Below are 16,223 nucleotides of genomic sequence, written 5' to 3' on the forward strand. Positions count from 1 at the left end.
CCTTATCACTGGCATTTAGGATCAGGCCCCCTATTTTCAATTCACATATTCTGGGCAGTGTGGCAAACTGGAAACATGCCCATAGTCCCCTTAGAAAAATTTGTAGCCAACAACATTGGTGCCAAAGAGCGTCCTCAACAAGTAAAACATCTTTACTCAATTCTTTTGCCAGACGAGAATCCTGTTTGTGGTATATCTGGCTTTTTTGGCGATGGTGCTGACTATGGTTTGCTGACCCTAACCAATAGACGAGTCATTCTCATTGCCAAAGGTATTTTCTATGGTACAAGAGTCGAAGAAATTGACCTCTCTAAGATTTCTTCTGTTGAAGAAAAAAGTGCCATGGTTTTAGCGACAGTTACTGTACACACATCCGGCAATAAACTTGAGCTCAAAAGTATTACAAAAGAGGAAGCCAGAAGGTTCGCCAATACCTTGAGAGAAGCATCGGCCAAAAGCACCATGAAAGAAAGCAAGCCCGCAGCGCCACCCCCTCAACCAGATGATCTGCTTGATAAGTTGGAACGTCTAGGAAAACTCAAAGCCCAAGGCCTTTTAACTGAAGAAGAGTTTAGTCAGGCAAAAATGAAATTGCTTCAGTAAACCTCCTCAGTAAACTGACTGTCACCTTCGGGTGACATTTTCTTTTGGGGGTTCACATGCAAATTTACCGCCCGAGTGCACTGGTCAACAGTGAATCCGCTCGGGATGTTGTTGTTTCAGCTTCCCTCGCCCATCCATGGCGGTTGGCCCGCTTCTCTGGAGACAGCCAGTTTACCGATGTGACCATCGAAATGGATACCTCCGGCACACCTTCCAAGGTGTTCATGGGGAACGTGCAAGATCCCGGTGCTTATGCCTGGAACAAAGGCAATGGACAAGCAAAAGGGTTACCGGGCTGGAGAAAGGTGGTGAAGCCCAGAGGCTTCACGGACGTTCGACTGGAAACCGTGCTGCAATGGATTGCTGATCAAGCAGGCGCACGAATTCATGTGGCCACCCGTGGTCAGATGATGCGCACGTATTCCATGTCCAAAGGGACTGCTTACCAGTTGGTAATGAAAGCCCTGAAGGACTGGCGGAATGATTCTCTGCTGACGGAACTGGATGGTGGGGTGCTGTATGTGGGGCCAGAATCAGCCTGTCCCTTGGCAGTCACACATGCATTGCAGTTGGAGTATGGGGAGAACATTCGCCGCTTGGAGCAGGTTGCTTCTGATCGCTGGAAGATCATCACGCATCTGGTGCCCGATCTGCGTTTGCTGAATCGTCTGAAAATCATGCATCCCTTGATCACCGGCACTGTAAAGGTAGTAGGACTGGTGCAGTCTGCAAGTCAAAACACCTGCACAGAAATGGAGGTGGTTCGTGTCAGTTGATCGTGCCTTACGGCAATTCAAGAAGCTCCTGTTTTCGTTGTTCCCGTATATGCGGGATGAAACCCATTTGCCCATGAAGGCAAGAGTGATCGCTGTTCATGGTGAGGCAGGAAGCCCTGCGGTTTCTGGAGGGCCCCGGTTTTACAGTGTGGACTTGGAGCCCTTAACCCCTGATGGCCAGTTGGATGACAGGAAAGCCATCATGGTTGATGTTCCTCTGGATGTTCCGTTTTCTGGAGCGCAACAAGGCGTCTTCTGCCTGCCCACAGTTGGCTCTCTGGTGCGGGTCGGCTTTTATGGGGGTTCAGCAGCCCACCCTTACGTTGACGGAATCCTGCCGGACGGCCACAGCGTCCCAGAGGTGCCACCCAACATGCTGGTCTTGCAGATCGGCGGTAAAACCCTATCCATTTACAAGACGGGTGGAAACCTGCTGCTTGACACGAACGCCGACTTGATCATATCGGCCCCAAACGCAAAATTTGAGGTGCTCACCGCCACCATTGCTGGGAACACCCGCGCTGTCGCCATGGTGGGCAGTGACGTGACCATCATCGGGACTGACTCGAGAGGCGGTCCGATCAGCGCCACTGGAACGATTGCCTCGGGCAGCAGCAAGGTCCGGGTGGGGGAATGATCACTGATCTGCTGTTCGAAAATGGCGATTTCGTCTTGGATGCAGCTGGAGATTTGCAGGTGATCACGGGCATCCGTGTGATCGCTCAGGACCTCTCGGCCCAGTTGCAATGCCCTCCAGGGGCACACTGGGCTTTCCCAGACTTGGGGGTTGACCTCGGGGAATACCTGCTGGCTGGCCTTGATGAAACCACCGTGCTGGAAATGCGTCAGGAGGTGGAAATCGAAGCCATGAAAGACGACCGGGTTCTGGATCTGGTGGCCACTGTGACGCTGGAAGATCTGCGTTCATGCCGGGTGGCACTGCGCGCAGAACTGACCGACGCGACACTCGAAGACCTCAATTTGGATTTTCTGGTGAAAGGAGACACATGAGCCCTGCGCTTCCAGAGCTGACTTTACCGACCCTCAGCGAAGCGGAACAAGAACTGCTGACCTATTTCCCACCAAACTTCCCTGTGAACAACTCGAAGCCCTTCGGGGTGCTGAGGACATTCACACTGCTGGCTGCCCAATCGGGGCTGGACGCTCAGGCCTTCATGGCCAGTTTGGTCCCTCAAGGGTTCCCACTGCTGGCCACCGGCTTTTGGCTGGATGAACACATGGCGTCCGTGGCAGAGGAGCGAATCAAAGCTTCATTTGCCGCAGGCAATGTGAAAGTCACTTCTGCTGCAAATTCAACTTTGCCCGCAGGGGACTTGCTGCAAACCGAGCCAGATGTTTTTGGTGAACGGCTGTTGTTTGTGGTGACACAGGACACCCCTCTGGTGGTAGGTGTGAACACTGTTTCTGTCCGGGCATCTCAGGCAGGAGCAAAATACAATGTTGGAGCTGGCCGCATTACCAGTCTGGTCACCGTCAACCCAGTGGTGACAGGCGTGACAAACACTGCTGATTGGCTGACCAGTGCAGGTGTAGATGAAGAATCTGATGACCTCTTGAGAGAGCGGTACCTGCTCGCTTGGACAGGAATCAGCACCGGGGGTTCATGGCGGTCCTATGTCCGATGGGCCAGAGAAGTCCCAGGGATCATCAAAGTCAAAGTGCTCGATGATCACCCCAGAGGTCAGGGCACAGTGGATGTTGTGGTTGCACCTCCTGCAGGCCTGCCCACACCTGAGCAAATTGCTGCCGTGAACAGCATCGTGCAAGACAACCGTCCGGTGACCGCTGATGTGCTGGTGAGAGGCCCAGATTTGGCCCCACAGAATTTCGCTTTCACCTTGTACAAGAAGCCCACTTCCAACACAACAAACACCCAGTGGCAGGCGCGCATTCAGGCTGTGATTGATCAGCAAGGCATTGGGGATGCGTTCTACAGCAGTAGTGTGGTCGATGCCCTCATGGCCACAGGGGAACTCTTTGGGGTTGTACCGACCAGCACGGATTACATCACGGTAGATCCAGACACACTGATCACTGCAGGCAGCATTGCGGTCACGGTGGTCTGATGCCCCTCAACGCATCTCAAGAACAACTGAAAGATCAAATCACCCAAGTTTTGATCGACGACCTGCCCCCCGAAAGACAACCCAGATCGGGGGGCATTGCTTGGGAAATGGTGCGGACGCTGGCCCACCAGCAGACATTGCTGTCCGCCCGAGCTTTGGACATCTGCTGCAACTGGCTGGCTTCGCAAGCTGATGCAGAGCACTTGCCTTTGATCGGAACCCTAAGGGGCATTGAGCGGTTCCCATTCGAGGATCTGGAGGTCTTCAGGGCTCGGGTCGTCGGGGCCAGAGCATTCTGGCAGAAGGCAGGGACCCTGCCCGGCATCAAGCTCGCTGCCCTCCAGATGGGTTACTCCAACCCCCAGATCATCGAGCACTTCCACCAAGAGCCGACCGCCTGGGCAGAATTCAGCATCATCCTGCAGCCCGGCAACACCGCCTACACCGCTTGGAAGTGTGGGGATGGATCTGCAGCAGGCCCCACCCTCACCGTCGGCGTGGGCCTCAGTGAACCCGAGAAAAGGCGCGTCCGAGCCCTGTTCCGCGACGTGAAACCCGCACACGCCAAAATCCGCAACATCATCTACACCACCGGCCTGATCTGCGGGGCGTTCACCGCTGGCCCCACCGCCATCGTCACCAGCACCACCAGTGCCACCACCATCATCTTCTAAGGAGGAACACCATGGCAGAACCCACACCCATCAACATCCCCAACGACACCCAATGGGTCAACACCGTTCAAGGCATCGGCAACGGACAGGGAGCCGACGAAATCAACCTGAACATGGCCGCGACCGCTCTGGTGAAACGCACCAACTGGCTCAAAGCCAACACCCTCCTGCTCTCCGGCAACCAGACTGTGGACGGAATCAAAACCTTCGAAGACAGCCCCATCATCCCAGAGCCCACCCAACCCGAGCATGCAGCCTCAAAAAGTTACGTGGACAGCCGGGCAGGAGCCACTTTCGCAGGCTTCTATTACCCGGCTGAACCCCTCATTCACTCATTGCCTGCCGGTTGGACCGCTGAGATCGTCGGTGGGGATGTGGAAATCACCCACAATTTCGCTTCCATGGCGTATGCCGTGGTCATTCAAGAGCTGGACAGTGCACGCACATACTCCCTGGCTGGCTTCGGACCCAACGTGTTCACTGTGGGTGTTCGAGATGGAGCTGGCACCCCGGATGCCTTCACCTTCCAAATCGTGCGGTTCTGAGGAGGGGCAGTCATGAAAACCCCGAACGTCACCGTCAGAATCAGCGATTCAGGCTCCGGCCTTGGAGGGAACATGTCCCCTGCCTACAACCCCAACGAAATCAGCCTGATCCGCCAGCAAATCGCGGACCTGCAAGCCCGCCTCGACCAGCTCGAAAATGGCGGAGGTGGCGGGGAGCTCGCTTACCCCATTGGCATGGAACTCATCGACCCCAGCTCCAGCGTGGATCCAGCCCTCGAAGACCCCTTCCCGGCCATCCAGAGTGGCAATGTCCCTCTGGTGGTCCGGGAATACGGTGGGCCAGAGCTGGGATTCGTTCACCACTTGCGCCTGTTCGCCCCAGAGCAAGCAGGCATCCAAATTGCAGCCCTGATGCAATCCCTTCCAAACACCCTCCTGCCCAACTCTGCAGCGAACGGAAGGATCCTGCGCATGCACGCAGGCGTGTGGGAGGTCAGCGACCAGTACATGGAAGTGGCCATGTACTTCCCTGCGCCCGGAGAACAAATTTACGTGCCATCAAGGGACGTGGAATTCGACACCAACAACCTCCCAGAGGCCACCTTCGGAGCGGGTGTCGTCGAGTATGCCCTCTGGGATGCCGATTTGAATGACTGGAATTCCTTGGGAAGCACCGCCCCCAGTGCCGTCCCTGCGGGACTGGCCATGAAAGTCACCGTCACCAGTGGCCCTCTGGCCCTCAACCTCCCAGGGTGGTACAGGGAAATCGCTTCAGAAACATAAAACCCCGAGTGATCAGACTCGGGGCCTCTCGTGCGGGATGAAACCATTATCTCGCACGGGGGGTTGCTCGCAGGTTGTCTTGCTCGTGCGGCGAGGCTCAAAGGAGATGCATGAAAATCCCTATCGTTACTCTGGCAGCTCTGACTGTGGCCACCGCAGTGGAAGGAGGTGTTCCCACCCCGCACACGGTTTTCGAAATGAACGCTGGGGACTTACGGGTCCTGCTGACCCTGACCCTCGCAGTGGGGTTCGTGCACTGGCTCAAGTGGCTTTCTGAGCCCAGATCCCGGCGTGGCCACCCCACCAAACTGGTCGGTGACATTGGGGTCGCGATGGTGTTGTTCTGGGCTTTCGCGGCCATCTTGCAATTGTGGGGCAAACTCAACATGCCTTACTTGATCATCACGGCAGTCGCCGTCGGGATGTTCAAAAAGGACTTCCAGAGCAAATTTCGAACGTGGGTCTTGTCCCTGTTCGATGAGAAGAAAGCAGGTGGATCATCATGACCGTTTACGAGTTGGCCGTCTTCCCCCTCGGTTCTGTCTGGGTGCTGCTGTTCATTCTGGGTTGCAGCGCCGCAGCCCATGGTTGGGCATTCACGCAAACCGTGGCTTACGCTCGGGTGCTGGGCCGCTCACCCATCTGGTGGCTGCTGACCCTCGGTTTGCTGGGGTCCGCCATCGCCCTGTACTTGCAGTGCACCGTGATCTTCACGGACCGCATCCCACCCTTGCGGGTGATGGATTTCATTGCTTACGCCAGCCAGTTGTTCATCGTCTTTTCGGTGATCTGGTACTTGAAGACCAGACGGCTGACTGTGGAACTCAACCCCTACCGGAGGCGCGCCAATGACCGTCCTGATCACGCCTGAACTGTTGAGAGCCGTCCGGCCTGATTTGCCGCTGACCATCGCCAGAGTGCTGGCCCCTAAGTTGCAGGATGCTGCCGAAGGTGCTGGAATCACCACCAGACTGCGGGTCGCACACCTGCTGGCCCAGCTCGGGCATGAAAGCGGCTTCCAGCCGAGGGAAGAAAACCTCTGGTATTCCGCCCCTCGGATCTGTCAGGTGTGGCCCTCCAGATTCCCAACTTTGGAGAGCGCGAAACCTTATGCCATGAACCCAGCCGGTCTGGCCAACCGCGTTTACGCCGGAAGGTTAGGCAACGGGAATGAAGCGTCCGGCGACGGCTACCGCTATAGAGGGAGGGGCCTGCTGCAAATCACAGGCAGATCCAATTACCGCACTTACGGCAAACTGATCGGCTTCGACCTTGAAGCCCAGCCCGAGTTGGCTTTGCAGTTCGGCATTGGATCTCTGGTGGCAGTCGCTTACTGGACCCAGCGGAACATCAACCGGCTGGCCGATCAGGATGACTTGCAGGCGGTGACCCGAGCGGTGAACGGTGGCCTGACTGGGCTGGAAGACAGGGGGGTGCTGCTGCGCAGAGCGAAAGCCTTCCTGAAGTAAGTACCTTACACGTGTCAACCACAGGTTTCCCGAGTCTCCCGGCTCGGGATTTTTCTTTCTGGAGGAACCACCATGGAATGGACCCTGAATCAAATCAAAGCCGACCTCAGGCTGCTGGCCATCAAAGCCATGTCTGAAATCGAACACCAAGCCAGAGTGCTGCTGGCCACCGAAGGCCAGAAGCTCCTCGGGGCGGAGAAACGCCAACTGGCTGTGAGCGCTGTCATGCAGGGCTACGCTGCCCTCACCGTCAACATCCCAGTGCTGAATGCCACCCAGATCGATGACCACCTGGTGCGCCGTTGGGCAGAAGAAGCTGTGGACTGGGCCTGTGAGCAACTGTGCGACGTGATCAACAAGTTGGGCCGCACCCCGGTGGTGGGGGCTCCGGAGTTGCAGCCTGCCAGAGTGGAGGATGCCCAGTGAAGCGGGCCTTCTTTGCAGGGTTGCTGGTTTGCGCTTCTGTCTCTGGGTGCACCCTCATGTCGTGGGGTGAAGATCCTTACGGGGCCACCCTGCAAGTGCGGGAAACTGAAGTGCTGCTGTCCTCTGGGAGCAGAGATGTGCTGGGAGGCACCCTCTTCTTGTGGGGTACAGACCTCCGGGTGAACGAACCCAGTTGTCGGGTGGTGGCCACCCATCTGGAGTGCAGCCTGCCGAAAATCCCTGAGCGGAAGAATTACGTCCTGCCTGTCGCTGGGCACAACATTGTCGCGCAGGCCCTCATCGAGCGGCCCGATGGAGCCCACCACTGGGCCGCAAAGGAAGTCAGCCATGCCCATTGATGACAGAAGCGTTGATGCCGTCAACAAACAACCCATTGGGGCCACTGCTGTTTTCGTGAAAAAGGCCGATGGCAGCGGAACGAAAGCATGGGATGGTGCCCTCGGGGCCGGGGAGTCTCACATCGGTGAAGTGGGTGGGCGTTTGGCTGTGGCCTCTGCAACATTCCAGAGGCCCGGCGACACCACTGCATATGTTGCTGGTGATGTGGTCTCCAATTCCACTGTGGCGTCCAGCCTCATGGAGTTGGAGATCGCTCGGGTGAATGGGGGCAGTGGGTGGCTGGAGAAAGTCCGGCTGATCACCAACAACAAAAACACCACTGCACGTTTCCGGGTGTGGTTCTACAAAATCAGCAACCCTGCGGTGGCCGTCGACAACGCCAAAATGACCCTGCTCTGGGCCAACCGGGAGAACCGTCTCGGCTACATCGACCTGCCCCCCATGGCCACTGAAGATGCAGCATCGGACAGTGCTTCCGCTCTGGCCAGTCCGGGGAACTCGGCGAACCTTCCATTCACGTTTGTCACTGGAGAACTCACCCGGAAGTTGTTTGTCTTGCTGGAAACCCTTGACGGGTTTGCTCCTGCTGCGAACCAGCAGTTCTTTTTTGAAGTCACCGCTTCGCTGAATTGAGGTCCGCAAATGACATTTCGACATGGCAGACGCAGAACGGAACGCAAGCTGATCATGCCACTGGACGGGCTGTCCTGTTATTTGGACTACCTCCCTGGGCAGAACAGTCAGCTGGTTTATGACGCCTCCGGGCTCAGTCTGGGAGCGTGGCAACTCGGCAGCACTCTGGCCAGCGATACCAACGACCCCGCTTGGACCCCTCAGGGGCTGACGTTTGATTCGACCGATTACCACGGTCTGCCGTTGCAGGCCGTCAGATCGATTGGGTGGGTGTTTTATACCCCCACCAACATCACCCCGGCAACCCCGGAGATCAAAATTCTCAATGACGCCAGCACCACCAACCTGAGTCTGGGAGCCAGCACCGGAGCCCTGACCAACGAGGTCATCACCCTCGCGTGGGTGGATGGGGCTGGCACTGGCCGCGTGGCATGGACTGGAGCAGGCATCCAGATTGCCGCAGGATGGCATGTGCTCCAGTGCAATTTCGATGGCGTTGCATGGCGGATCCGGCTGGATGGGGTATTGCTGCCTCTGGCCAGCGTGGGCAGCAGTCACCGCGAGTTGCCAGCTGCTGGCCTGCGCAGGCATGGCAGTTCCCCGAGCAGCATGGTGGGCATGACGAGCGCCGCGCTCCGACTCGGGACGGTCGGGCTTTCGGTTGCCGGGGAGCAGGACGAAAGGGATTTCCTGAAACTGGATTGCCTCCGGAAGCATGGGGTGGTGCTGTGAGGTGGTATATGGGGTGGCAGGAACTCCAGCAGGTTTACCCTGCTGGTGTCGCCGGGTTTCAAGCCGTGATGCCGTTGGGGCGGGATGGGAACCCCATCCAGTTGGGTTTGATGAGTGACTTGCAGGCCACCAAAAGTCTGGATCAGACCGGCAAGGAATGGGTGTACTTGGAGGCTCCAGAGTTGACGCGGGAAGCGTTGGCGGCTGTGTTTGATTTGGCTGCAGGTCTAGGGTTTGCGGAACCAGAGAGCATGTTTGTGTGTGCTGGGCCTCCGGAGGGCTTTTACTTTCCTGAAGACGATTGATTTGAAATTGAAATCCCCTCTCGGGCTTCGGCTCGGGAGGGGATTTTTTTGTTTGATTCAGCACATGGCGCACGGCCTGCTCGGCCCTGCTGCCCTGCCCAGAGTGGGGCTTGTGGCTGGGAGCACCATGCACCAGTTGCAAGGATCACTGGTGTGCTCTGGTCGGATCATGCAAACCGAGCAGTGACCTGGGTCAAATGCAGACATGATTGGGGTGCAGTTGCCGCAGGGACCAGAGGTACTGGCAGGTAGGGTGCTGCACCCAGCGCATGGGCGGGCTGCGATTGCTGGGAGGCTCATGCAGTTGGAGCAAGGGCCGGAGGTGATGGCGGGCAGGGTGATGGTGGTGCAACTGGTGCAGCCTTTGGGTGGGCCGAGCAAGAGGGTCAGCAGGGCAGTAAGTGCGACCAGCCAGAGGGGATTGATTTGGATGGTTTGTGCATGGGTTGCCGGGAAGGTCATGTTCTCCAGTGTAATGCAGTGGGGTAAGATGTGGGAGACCGCTCAGGAGTGTGCCGTCAAATTGATTCCCCTCTGGCTTGAAGCTGGAGGGGTTTTTGCTGGAACCTAAATTTAAAGTGTAATTCCAGAAAACAAAAAATATGTTATACCAGAAAATACCAATGCTGGTTACATTTTTAACATAGCTTGGTATTTAAAAAGCAGAGTCCTTATTTTTACTAGATTTCTCGTCTGTGTAAAATAGGTGAAAACCCTAATTTAATCTCCACTTTATTACTGAATAATCAGGCAAAGGAGATTTATGAATAGACTCTGCTACGGGAACAATCTCGGGGTATTACGTGAGTCATTTTTCGATGAAAGCGTAGATCTGATTTATTTAGATCCTCCTTTCAACTCAAAAGCGGATTACAACGTAATTTTCAAAGATCATCAGGACCACAAAAGCACTGCTCAGATTCTGGCTTTTGAGGACACTTGGCACTGGAACGCCGAAAGCGAACAGATCTTGGCTGAGCTCGTGGTCACCCACGGGCCTCTTGCAGAGATGCTTCAATTGATTGTCCAAGCACTCGGGAAAAATGATCTTGCTGCCTACTTGGTGATGATGGCCGTGCGGCTGGTGGAATTGCACCGGGTGCTGAAACCCACTGGGAGTCTGTATCTGCATTGCGACCCGGTGGCCAGTCACTACCTGAAGGTGTTACTGGATGTGGTTTTTGGTGCGAGGAACTATCGGAATGAAATCACTTGGAAGCGTCAATCTGCACACAGTGATGCCAAAAATAAGTTTGCAGATGTCTCAGACATCATTTTGTATTACAGCAAATCAAAAAAGGCGACCTTTCACCCGCAGTACACCGAGCATGATCCAGAGTATGTGCGGAAGTTTTATCGTCATGATGATCAAGATGGGAGAGGGCTTTACCAACTCGCAGATATGGCCAGTCCAAGTCCTAGACCGAACATGATGTATGAATGGCAGGGCTTCCGCTGTCCGGACAAAGGTTGGCGGTATCAACGGGATACCATGCAGAAGTTGCATGATGAAGGCCGTATTCACTATCCAGCCTACCCAAATGGTGAGCCCGATTTCACCAAGCGCCCTCGTTTAAAGCGTTACCTCACTGAACAAGAAGGCACGATTGTCACCAACATCTGGGATGATATTCCTCCTGTGCAAGCACAATCCCAAGAGCGCCTTGGTTACCCCACGCAGAAGCCTGTGGCACTCTTAGAAAGGATCATTCTATCCAGTTCAAATCCGGGTGATGTGGTGATGGACCCCTTCTGTGGGTGTGGAACGGCGATTGCTGCTGCCCAGAAATTGGGTCGCCAGTGGGTTGGCATTGACATCACACACCTGTCCGTAGCCTTGATGCAAGCCCGCCTGAAACGAGACTTCGGTCTGGAAGCCAAGAAGGATTATCTGGTGGAAGGCACCCCTGAGGATCTGGGTGCTGCGCGCTATTTGTTTGACAGTGATCCTTTTCAATTCCAGTTCTGGATTGTGGGCATGCTTGGAGCGCAACCTTATGGGGCCACCAGTGCCCGGATCAAAGGCAAGAAGGGAGCGGACACCGGAATTGATGGCTTGTATTACTTCCGGACGCCGGGCGGAGAGCGGGTAGAGAAAGTCATTGTGTCTGTGAAGGGCGGGAAAAACTTGAACCCCAGCATGGTGCGGGATTTGCGGGGCACCGTGGAACGGGAGAAGGCAGCATTTGGGGTGCTGGTGACATTGACAGATACCACCAAAGGAATGCGTGACGAAGCGGACAAGTCCGGAGTTTACAAGTATGGACAGCGACCCATTCCGAAAATCCAAATGTTGACGGTAGCAGAGATATTGCAAGGTCAAAAACCTGTGGTTCCAAGTGGCTCATGGAATGCCAGTTTCGAGCGGACTGTACAGACAGTGTCGAGCAGGAGGGATAAGTCTCAAGGGATCCTTTTTGATCATCCTTGACCAAAAAAAGGGTCCCAGTGCTGGGACCCTTTTTTATTTGGTGATCACCACCAAACGGACCCGAACTCCGGTCTGCCGGAAAGCGTCTGGGCCAGAGAATGAACCCTCAGGAAGTGGGATAACTGTGGAATGCACCTCATCGAGCCAAGTGCGGAACTGCTGGGATTGCCGGTCCTGCCTACTGAATGGCCCCTCTGAGCAGATGGCCACCAGAATCCCGAAGCGGGACAGCAGACTGTAAGCATGCTGGATGTGCTGCATGTCCTGTCCTTTCTCGAAGGGTGGGTTCATGACGATCCGGTTGTACTGACCTTCATGCTGCAAGAAGTCCCCCTGAACCACGGTGTGCCCTTTCTCCTGCAGGATGCTGGCCAGAGTGAGGTTCAGTTCCACGCAGGTCAGGCGGGCATACCTGTGTTTCTCCCGGATCCGGTCTGCAATGTCTCCCCTTCCAGCACTGGGCTCCAAGACTGTGTGATGGTCCAGGATGGTGGCTTCCTCCAGCATCTGGTCCACGAGGGGCAGAGGGGTCGGGAAGAAACCGGGGATCTTCACCCCGAGCAGGGATTGCTCTTTTTCTGCCTGCGCTCTGGCTGCCGCTCCAGTGTCTCCAGCGTCCAGCGTCCGAATGGCCTGTGTTGCGTCATCCCAGTTGCGCTCCTCGATCCCGAGTCTGGTCAGCAGGGGGGTGTCCAGATCCCCATAGGTGAGGATGCTGCGGTATCCCCTTTCTTCATGGGTGATGGGGCGCAGCAGTTCCCGGACGTGCCTCTGCTTCGTGACCTTTTGCAGGATGGCAGGGAGTTTGCCTTCCTTGGCAACACTGGCCAGAGTGAACAGCAGGTTCTGGATGCGTTGCTCTGCATCCCGTTCCTCCAGTTTGGACTTGCGGAATCTGGCCCGGCGAGCTGTGAGGGCCAGACCATCAAAGGCAGGCACGGAAAGCCGGTCAATCTTGGGTTGCATCTTCAGGGCTTCATCCTCCAGCCGGGCGGCATAAGCCTGCTGATGCTCTGCACTGAAGGGTTGGGACACCTCGGGGGCCAGAGCGGACGAGCGGTGCACGTCATCCACCACCCAGCGCTGTAGGGCGTAGGCAGCCGTGGTGGGGTTCACGATGGCCACCCATGCCCGGTCACTGGAGGTTTGAATGCCGAGTTCTTCAAAGCCCTCGTGGTGCTGCCAGCGCTGCATGACCCTTTCAACGAAGGCTTTGGAGTGGGCCCGGCTGGTGGAGAGGTACCGCAGGTGGCTGCGGGCAGGTTTGCCTTCCCACTGGATTTCGTGGGGCACATCCAAGTCCTGATCGCTGTCCCATGTGCATCCGACCAGAGGGGAACCCACAGCCTCGACGGCTTTGGCGTTTGGTCCGTCCGTCCATTCGATGGTGATGCTGTTGCCATGCCGGGTAACCACGCTGAATTTCACTTGGGGCCAGAGCAATTTGAGGTCCTTGCGGATTTTGGCGGCGCAGTCCTTGGCCTGCACATAAGGAAAAGTGGTGGCACTCATGCCACCACCCACACTTCTACGATTTCGCCTTCTTCAATTCGAACACCCAGTAGAGCCCGTTCAAGTTCTGCCTGCGTTACAGCATCTACCACCATCGCTTGGGCGTCCTGTGCCACAGGAAGGATCATCCACCCTTGCGGAAGCTCGATGCTGAGGGAGGTGCCATTCCAGGGTTCCCGAGCAGACCACTGGACGGGGGCAAAAGTATCACCCGTGGGTGAGATCTGGGCATACACATGCTGGTGAGCAGAGAGAAGTTTTTCTGTTGCGGATTGGCCAATCAGTTCTGTGAGGTATTCCCTGGTGAGCTTCATCCACCCACCCCCTTCATGACTTCCAGCAACCGCAGTTGATAGCGGATACTGTCCCAGTGCAGTTCGGCCTGTTCATGGGCAACTCTGGCAGTGTGGTATTCATTTTCTGCGCGTTGCAGGGACAAAATTTCTCGGTGGCACTGAAAGCGCATTTCCTTTTCGCGTTCCTCTGGGTTTTTTCCGGTGATGGTGGCCACACTTTTGGCACTGTCGAGGTCACGTTTGCAGGAAGTCTGGATGATGGTGGCTTCAGAAAGGACCTTTTTGGCTCGGGCCAATTGGGCCTCAGCTTCTTTGATTTCAGCAATGGTCAGTGGGAGGGTGACAGTCATGCTGTCACCACTTTCAGGCCGAATTTGGCTTCAACATCACGGGCAGCAAATTGCCATGCTTCTGCTTCGGTCATGCCAATCAGCAGTCCAAATTCGACTGTGGTGTCGAAGACCCAAGTGGGGTCTTGCTGAAGGTCTTGGGGTTGGGTATTGTGTTCCATGGTCCTTGCACCTCTGTAGGGATTCCAGGTCAGGGCGGTTTCGTTGGTAGCGGGTCGCCCTTTTCTGTTGAACTAATTGTATATCTCTGACTCAACAATGTCAATATAGAAGTAAACAAAGTTAATCCTCAAATCAACTTTGTGCTACACTGATCGCATGACCCGAGAGGAACTGGAAGCTTTCATTCTGACCAAAGCCAAGCAAGCCCCACATGGCTTTCAATCCCAGCTCGCTGCCCGGCTTGGGGTCACACGGTCGTACATTTCCCATTTCTTAACAGGGAAGTCTCCTGTCCCCTATCAACACCTTTTTGAAATCTTGGATGCTCTCGGATACAAGCTGGTGCTCCAGCCCAAAAATAGTGACAGCATAGTGACTGGTCACCCCACAAACAGTGATGAGCAGGCATGAAGCCTCAACCAAAAATCATGTAAAATCACTGTGCCAAAGGGAAGCCATAAAATCGCTGGTGAGTAAACATCAAGCTCCAACACTTCTGGAAAGCGTGTATAGGGTAACACCTATCGCGGGTTCGAATCCCGCTCTCTCCGCCAGAGTTCAAGCCCGGTTTTCCACCGGGTTTTTTTGTTTTTGTGCATCACCCCTTCACCCCCATCTGCCCTTCTATACACCCTGCACCCTCCGGACTGGATGCATAGGGAAATTCCCGGGTGAGCCTGTATTCTGAACCGTGCCTGAGCTATATTTGACAAGGCACAGCCCCATTGATTTTGTTTCCCAGCTTGACATCACCCGAGGAGATGCCCATGATCACCCCATCTTTGATCCATGCCCTCAATCCCAATCTGAAACAACCCGACGTGACCGCCAGCAAATTGCAGAAAGCAGCAGACCAGCATGCCATCAACACCCGCCTCAGGGTGGCGCACTTTCTGGCCCAACTGACCGCCGAATCGGGTCTGGTTCCGCAGCAAGAAAACCTGAATTACTCTGCCAAACGATTGACACAAGTGTGGCCTGCCCGTTTTCCCACTTTGGAAGCTGCACAGCCTTATGCCATGAATCCAGAGGCGCTGGGCAACAAGGTGTATGGTGGGCGAATGGGCAACACCGAGCCGGGAGATGGTTACAAATACCGGGGCAGGGGTTTCATTCAACTGACTGGACGGGCGAATTACACCTCTTATGGCCAGCAAACGGGTTTTGATCTGGTGAACAACCCTGATCTGTTGTTGCAAATTGGGGTCAGTGCACAGGTGGCAGCAGCATACTGGACAGACCATGGCCTGAATGCTCTGGCCGACCAGAACAACCTGCAAGCCATCACCAGAGGCATCAATGGGGGCCTCAACGGGCTGGAAAGCCGTGAAGCCTACCTGAACAAAATTCTGGCCTTGCTGGATTGAAAGTCCACCAACCCCTGTCCCCTGAACAACAAGACCCTCCAGAGAGGGTCATTTTTGCTGTTCGGGCTGAATGCCTGTTTCTGTCCGGGTGAAGTTCAGCCGTTCGTAAATGCTTCTCAGGTTCTCTTCCAACAGTTCATGGTCCTGAGAGAGCACCACAGTGGGCACTGGGATGCCCTCGAAGCGCATTTGTTCTGAAATTTCGAGGTCACGCCAGTGCTTTCCAAACACTGGAAATTCATTTTCCAGATAGTTGTGCAGGGCAGTCAGGCGATGCTGTCCATCAATGACCAGCCGACTGAGTTCGGGGTTCTCAGGGTGGAGGGTGATCACCAACTGTCCGAATCCCAGACCCAGCCATACATTTTCAATGAACTGGATCTGGTGGTCGGTGCTCCACTGCAATGCCTGATGAAAGGCAGGCAAACGGTGACCACACACATATCCTTCTTGAAAGCGCATGCGAATCTCACGGTGGCGGTTGGTGAAATGAATCAAGGTGTAAGGCTGGGGTGGTCCAGCACTCAGAGGGGCAGGAAGGGTCATGTGTGGGTCCTTTCAGTGGAAAAACAGAAGGATTCTTACAAAAACAATCTTACCCAATTCTGACATCAAATCCTGCAACATCCACGATTCCGCCGAACTTGCAAGAAAATTCTGAACATCAAAAGGACATCTGCATTTCCAATGTGACAGATCGTCTCAAGCATAAAGCCAGAGGGGAAAGCATCCACCTCTGGCTTGAATGAAA

26 protein-coding genes are annotated in these 16,223 nt (G+C 55.3%); 21 read left to right on the plus strand and 5 right to left on the minus strand.

The genetic code is table 11. The features are described from left to right. Positions 1–75: 75 nt before the first annotated feature. The 19 genes from Q371_RS01625 (at position 76) to Q371_RS28035 (ending at position 11,785) form a co-directional block, all read left to right on the plus strand. The gene (locus tag Q371_RS01625; protein WP_034335130.1) at positions 76–603 is read left to right on the plus strand and encodes a PH domain-containing protein; all 528 of its coding nucleotides are present in this window, start codon (positions 76–78) and stop codon (positions 601–603) included. A gap of 56 nt (positions 604–659) precedes the next feature. Then, a complete protein-coding gene (locus tag Q371_RS01630) occupies positions 660–1,379 on the plus strand; it encodes a hypothetical protein (RefSeq protein WP_034335132.1) in 720 nt (239 codons plus the stop codon). Positions 1,380–1,581: 202 nt separating this feature from the next. Next, positions 1,582–2,016 (plus strand): phage baseplate assembly protein V, encoded by a 435-nt coding sequence (locus tag Q371_RS01635; protein WP_157442444.1) that lies wholly within the window; start codon positions 1,582–1,584, stop codon positions 2,014–2,016. Continuing rightward, a complete protein-coding gene (locus Q371_RS01640) occupies positions 2,013–2,390 on the plus strand; it encodes a hypothetical protein (RefSeq protein ID WP_034335137.1) in 378 nt (125 codons plus the stop codon). The genes Q371_RS01635 and Q371_RS01640 overlap by 4 nt, the downstream gene beginning before the upstream one ends. After that, positions 2,387–3,466: a baseplate J/gp47 family protein gene (locus Q371_RS25075; RefSeq protein ID WP_051963069.1), complete on the plus strand. Its 1,080-nt coding sequence runs from the start codon at positions 2,387–2,389 to the stop codon at positions 3,464–3,466. The genes Q371_RS01640 and Q371_RS25075 overlap by 4 nt, the downstream gene beginning before the upstream one ends. Beyond that, a complete protein-coding gene (locus tag Q371_RS01650; RefSeq protein ID WP_034335140.1) occupies positions 3,466–4,140 on the plus strand; it encodes a hypothetical protein in 675 nt (224 codons plus the stop codon). The genes Q371_RS25075 and Q371_RS01650 overlap by 1 nt, the downstream gene beginning before the upstream one ends. An 11-nt stretch (positions 4,141–4,151) precedes the next feature. Then, complete coding sequence (locus tag Q371_RS01655; RefSeq protein ID WP_034335143.1) at positions 4,152–4,685, plus strand: hypothetical protein; 534 nt, start codon at positions 4,152–4,154, stop codon at positions 4,683–4,685. A gap of 12 nt (positions 4,686–4,697) precedes the next feature. After that, positions 4,698–5,429, plus strand: coding sequence for a hypothetical protein (locus Q371_RS01660; protein WP_034335145.1), 732 nt, complete (start codon positions 4,698–4,700; stop codon positions 5,427–5,429). 110 nt (positions 5,430–5,539) lie between these two features. Then, positions 5,540–5,935 (plus strand): hypothetical protein, encoded by a 396-nt coding sequence (locus tag Q371_RS01665; protein WP_034335147.1) that lies wholly within the window; start codon positions 5,540–5,542, stop codon positions 5,933–5,935. Further along, a complete protein-coding gene (locus Q371_RS01670; RefSeq protein ID WP_034335149.1) occupies positions 5,932–6,300 on the plus strand; it encodes a hypothetical protein in 369 nt (122 codons plus the stop codon). Before Q371_RS01665 ends, Q371_RS01670 begins: the two co-directional genes overlap by 4 nt. Further along, entirely contained in the window at positions 6,278–6,898 is a 621-nt protein-coding gene (locus Q371_RS01675) for a glycoside hydrolase family 19 protein (protein ID WP_034335151.1), read from the plus strand. The genes Q371_RS01670 and Q371_RS01675 overlap by 23 nt, the downstream gene beginning before the upstream one ends. 72 nt (positions 6,899–6,970) lie before the next feature. Next, positions 6,971–7,324, plus strand: coding sequence for a hypothetical protein (locus tag Q371_RS01680; RefSeq protein ID WP_034335153.1), 354 nt, complete (start codon positions 6,971–6,973; stop codon positions 7,322–7,324). 56 nt (positions 7,325–7,380) lie between these two features. Then, positions 7,381–7,683, plus strand: a complete 303-nt coding sequence (locus Q371_RS01685) for a hypothetical protein (RefSeq protein ID WP_157442445.1) — start codon at positions 7,381–7,383, stop codon at positions 7,681–7,683. Next, entirely contained in the window at positions 7,673–8,317 is a 645-nt protein-coding gene (locus Q371_RS01690; RefSeq protein ID WP_034335157.1) for a hypothetical protein, read from the plus strand. The genes Q371_RS01685 and Q371_RS01690 overlap by 11 nt, the downstream gene beginning before the upstream one ends. 9 nt (positions 8,318–8,326) lie before the next feature. After that, positions 8,327–9,049, plus strand: coding sequence for a hypothetical protein (locus tag Q371_RS01695; protein WP_034335160.1), 723 nt, complete (start codon positions 8,327–8,329; stop codon positions 9,047–9,049). Between the two features lie 8 nt (positions 9,050–9,057). Further along, positions 9,058–9,354 (plus strand): hypothetical protein, encoded by a 297-nt coding sequence (locus Q371_RS01700; RefSeq protein WP_034335162.1) that lies wholly within the window; start codon positions 9,058–9,060, stop codon positions 9,352–9,354. Between the two features lie 64 nt (positions 9,355–9,418). Further along, positions 9,419–9,541 (plus strand): hypothetical protein, encoded by a 123-nt coding sequence (locus tag Q371_RS28030; protein WP_281174266.1) that lies wholly within the window; start codon positions 9,419–9,421, stop codon positions 9,539–9,541. A 111-nt stretch (positions 9,542–9,652) separates the two neighbouring features. Continuing rightward, positions 9,653–9,925: a hypothetical protein gene (locus tag Q371_RS01705; RefSeq protein WP_157442446.1), complete on the plus strand. Its 273-nt coding sequence runs from the start codon at positions 9,653–9,655 to the stop codon at positions 9,923–9,925. Positions 9,926–10,117: 192 nt separating this feature from the next. Beyond that, positions 10,118–11,785 carry a DNA methyltransferase gene (locus tag Q371_RS28035; RefSeq protein WP_034335168.1) on the plus strand — a complete coding sequence of 556 codons (1,668 nt, stop codon included), beginning with the start codon at positions 10,118–10,120 and terminating at the stop codon, positions 11,783–11,785. Positions 11,786–11,818: 33 nt separating this feature from the next. Here Q371_RS28035 and Q371_RS25080 read toward each other — a convergent pair whose 3' ends face one another. Genes Q371_RS25080 through Q371_RS26750 form a run of 4 tightly spaced genes read right to left on the minus strand, consistent with a single transcriptional unit; the run spans position 11,819 to position 14,104 of the window. Beyond that, a complete protein-coding gene (locus Q371_RS25080; RefSeq protein WP_051963070.1) occupies positions 11,819–13,297 on the minus strand; it encodes an LPD29 domain-containing protein in 1,479 nt (492 codons plus the stop codon). Then, entirely contained in the window at positions 13,294–13,611 is a 318-nt protein-coding gene (locus tag Q371_RS01720) for a hypothetical protein (protein ID WP_034335170.1), read from the minus strand. The genes Q371_RS25080 and Q371_RS01720 overlap by 4 nt, the downstream gene beginning before the upstream one ends. Continuing rightward, entirely contained in the window at positions 13,608–13,943 is a 336-nt protein-coding gene (locus tag Q371_RS01725) for a hypothetical protein (RefSeq protein WP_034335173.1), read from the minus strand. Before Q371_RS01725 ends, Q371_RS01720 begins: the two co-directional genes overlap by 4 nt. Continuing rightward, a complete protein-coding gene (locus tag Q371_RS26750; RefSeq protein ID WP_157442447.1) occupies positions 13,940–14,104 on the minus strand; it encodes a DNA polymerase delta subunit 4 family protein in 165 nt (54 codons plus the stop codon). Before Q371_RS26750 ends, Q371_RS01725 begins: the two co-directional genes overlap by 4 nt. 157 nt (positions 14,105–14,261) lie before the next feature. Between Q371_RS26750 and Q371_RS01730 the strand changes: the two genes are divergently transcribed. After that, entirely contained in the window at positions 14,262–14,516 is a 255-nt protein-coding gene (locus Q371_RS01730; protein ID WP_034335175.1) for a helix-turn-helix domain-containing protein, read from the plus strand. Positions 14,517–14,872: 356 nt separating this feature from the next. Then, positions 14,873–15,472 carry a glycoside hydrolase family 19 protein gene (locus tag Q371_RS01735; protein WP_034335177.1) on the plus strand — a complete coding sequence of 200 codons (600 nt, stop codon included), beginning with the start codon at positions 14,873–14,875 and terminating at the stop codon, positions 15,470–15,472. Positions 15,473–15,520: 48 nt separating this feature from the next. Here Q371_RS01735 and Q371_RS01740 read toward each other — a convergent pair whose 3' ends face one another. Beyond that, entirely contained in the window at positions 15,521–16,018 is a 498-nt protein-coding gene (locus tag Q371_RS01740) for a DUF262 domain-containing protein (protein WP_034335179.1), read from the minus strand. Between the last annotated feature and the right edge of the window lie 205 nt (positions 16,019–16,223).

Origin of the sequence: Deinococcus misasensis DSM 22328, assembly GCF_000745915.1 — a bacterium.
GTDB classification, from domain to species: domain Bacteria; phylum Deinococcota; class Deinococci; order Deinococcales; family Deinococcaceae; genus Deinococcus_C; species Deinococcus_C misasensis.

Excerpts from the sequence above, each read along its gene's own strand:
- Q371_RS01625 (WP_034335130.1), top strand. The coding sequence starts at position 76 with ATGCCCATAGTCCCCTTAGAAAAATTTGTAGCCAACAACATTGGTGCC.
- Q371_RS01630 (WP_034335132.1), top strand. The coding sequence starts at position 660 with ATGCAAATTTACCGCCCGAGTGCACTGGTCAACAGTGAATCCGCTCGG.
- Q371_RS01635 (WP_157442444.1), top strand. The coding sequence starts at position 1,582 with ATGGTTGATGTTCCTCTGGATGTTCCGTTTTCTGGAGCGCAACAAGGC.
- Q371_RS01640 (WP_034335137.1), top strand. The coding sequence starts at position 2,013 with ATGATCACTGATCTGCTGTTCGAAAATGGCGATTTCGTCTTGGATGCA.
- Q371_RS25075 (WP_051963069.1), top strand. The coding sequence starts at position 2,387 with ATGAGCCCTGCGCTTCCAGAGCTGACTTTACCGACCCTCAGCGAAGCG.
- Q371_RS01650 (WP_034335140.1), top strand. The coding sequence starts at position 3,466 with ATGCCCCTCAACGCATCTCAAGAACAACTGAAAGATCAAATCACCCAA.
- Q371_RS01655 (WP_034335143.1), top strand. The coding sequence starts at position 4,152 with ATGGCAGAACCCACACCCATCAACATCCCCAACGACACCCAATGGGTC.
- Q371_RS01660 (WP_034335145.1), top strand. The coding sequence starts at position 4,698 with ATGAAAACCCCGAACGTCACCGTCAGAATCAGCGATTCAGGCTCCGGC.
- Q371_RS01665 (WP_034335147.1), top strand. The coding sequence starts at position 5,540 with ATGAAAATCCCTATCGTTACTCTGGCAGCTCTGACTGTGGCCACCGCA.
- Q371_RS01670 (WP_034335149.1), top strand. The coding sequence starts at position 5,932 with ATGACCGTTTACGAGTTGGCCGTCTTCCCCCTCGGTTCTGTCTGGGTG.
- Q371_RS01675 (WP_034335151.1), top strand. The coding sequence starts at position 6,278 with ATGACCGTCCTGATCACGCCTGAACTGTTGAGAGCCGTCCGGCCTGAT.
- Q371_RS01680 (WP_034335153.1), top strand. The coding sequence starts at position 6,971 with ATGGAATGGACCCTGAATCAAATCAAAGCCGACCTCAGGCTGCTGGCC.
- Q371_RS01685 (WP_157442445.1), top strand. The coding sequence starts at position 7,381 with ATGTCGTGGGGTGAAGATCCTTACGGGGCCACCCTGCAAGTGCGGGAA.
- Q371_RS01690 (WP_034335157.1), top strand. The coding sequence starts at position 7,673 with ATGCCCATTGATGACAGAAGCGTTGATGCCGTCAACAAACAACCCATT.
- Q371_RS01695 (WP_034335160.1), top strand. The coding sequence starts at position 8,327 with ATGACATTTCGACATGGCAGACGCAGAACGGAACGCAAGCTGATCATG.
- Q371_RS01700 (WP_034335162.1), top strand. The coding sequence starts at position 9,058 with ATGGGGTGGCAGGAACTCCAGCAGGTTTACCCTGCTGGTGTCGCCGGG.
- Q371_RS28030 (WP_281174266.1), top strand. The coding sequence starts at position 9,419 with ATGGCGCACGGCCTGCTCGGCCCTGCTGCCCTGCCCAGAGTGGGGCTT.
- Q371_RS01705 (WP_157442446.1), top strand. The coding sequence starts at position 9,653 with ATGCAGTTGGAGCAAGGGCCGGAGGTGATGGCGGGCAGGGTGATGGTG.
- Q371_RS28035 (WP_034335168.1), top strand. The coding sequence starts at position 10,118 with ATGAATAGACTCTGCTACGGGAACAATCTCGGGGTATTACGTGAGTCA.
- Q371_RS25080 (WP_051963070.1), bottom strand. The coding sequence starts at position 13,297 with ATGAGTGCCACCACTTTTCCTTATGTGCAGGCCAAGGACTGCGCCGCC.
- Q371_RS01720 (WP_034335170.1), bottom strand. The coding sequence starts at position 13,611 with ATGAAGCTCACCAGGGAATACCTCACAGAACTGATTGGCCAATCCGCA.
- Q371_RS01725 (WP_034335173.1), bottom strand. The coding sequence starts at position 13,943 with ATGACTGTCACCCTCCCACTGACCATTGCTGAAATCAAAGAAGCTGAG.
- Q371_RS26750 (WP_157442447.1), bottom strand. The coding sequence starts at position 14,104 with ATGGAACACAATACCCAACCCCAAGACCTTCAGCAAGACCCCACTTGG.
- Q371_RS01730 (WP_034335175.1), top strand. The coding sequence starts at position 14,262 with ATGACCCGAGAGGAACTGGAAGCTTTCATTCTGACCAAAGCCAAGCAA.
- Q371_RS01735 (WP_034335177.1), top strand. The coding sequence starts at position 14,873 with ATGATCACCCCATCTTTGATCCATGCCCTCAATCCCAATCTGAAACAA.
- Q371_RS01740 (WP_034335179.1), bottom strand. The coding sequence starts at position 16,018 with ATGACCCTTCCTGCCCCTCTGAGTGCTGGACCACCCCAGCCTTACACC.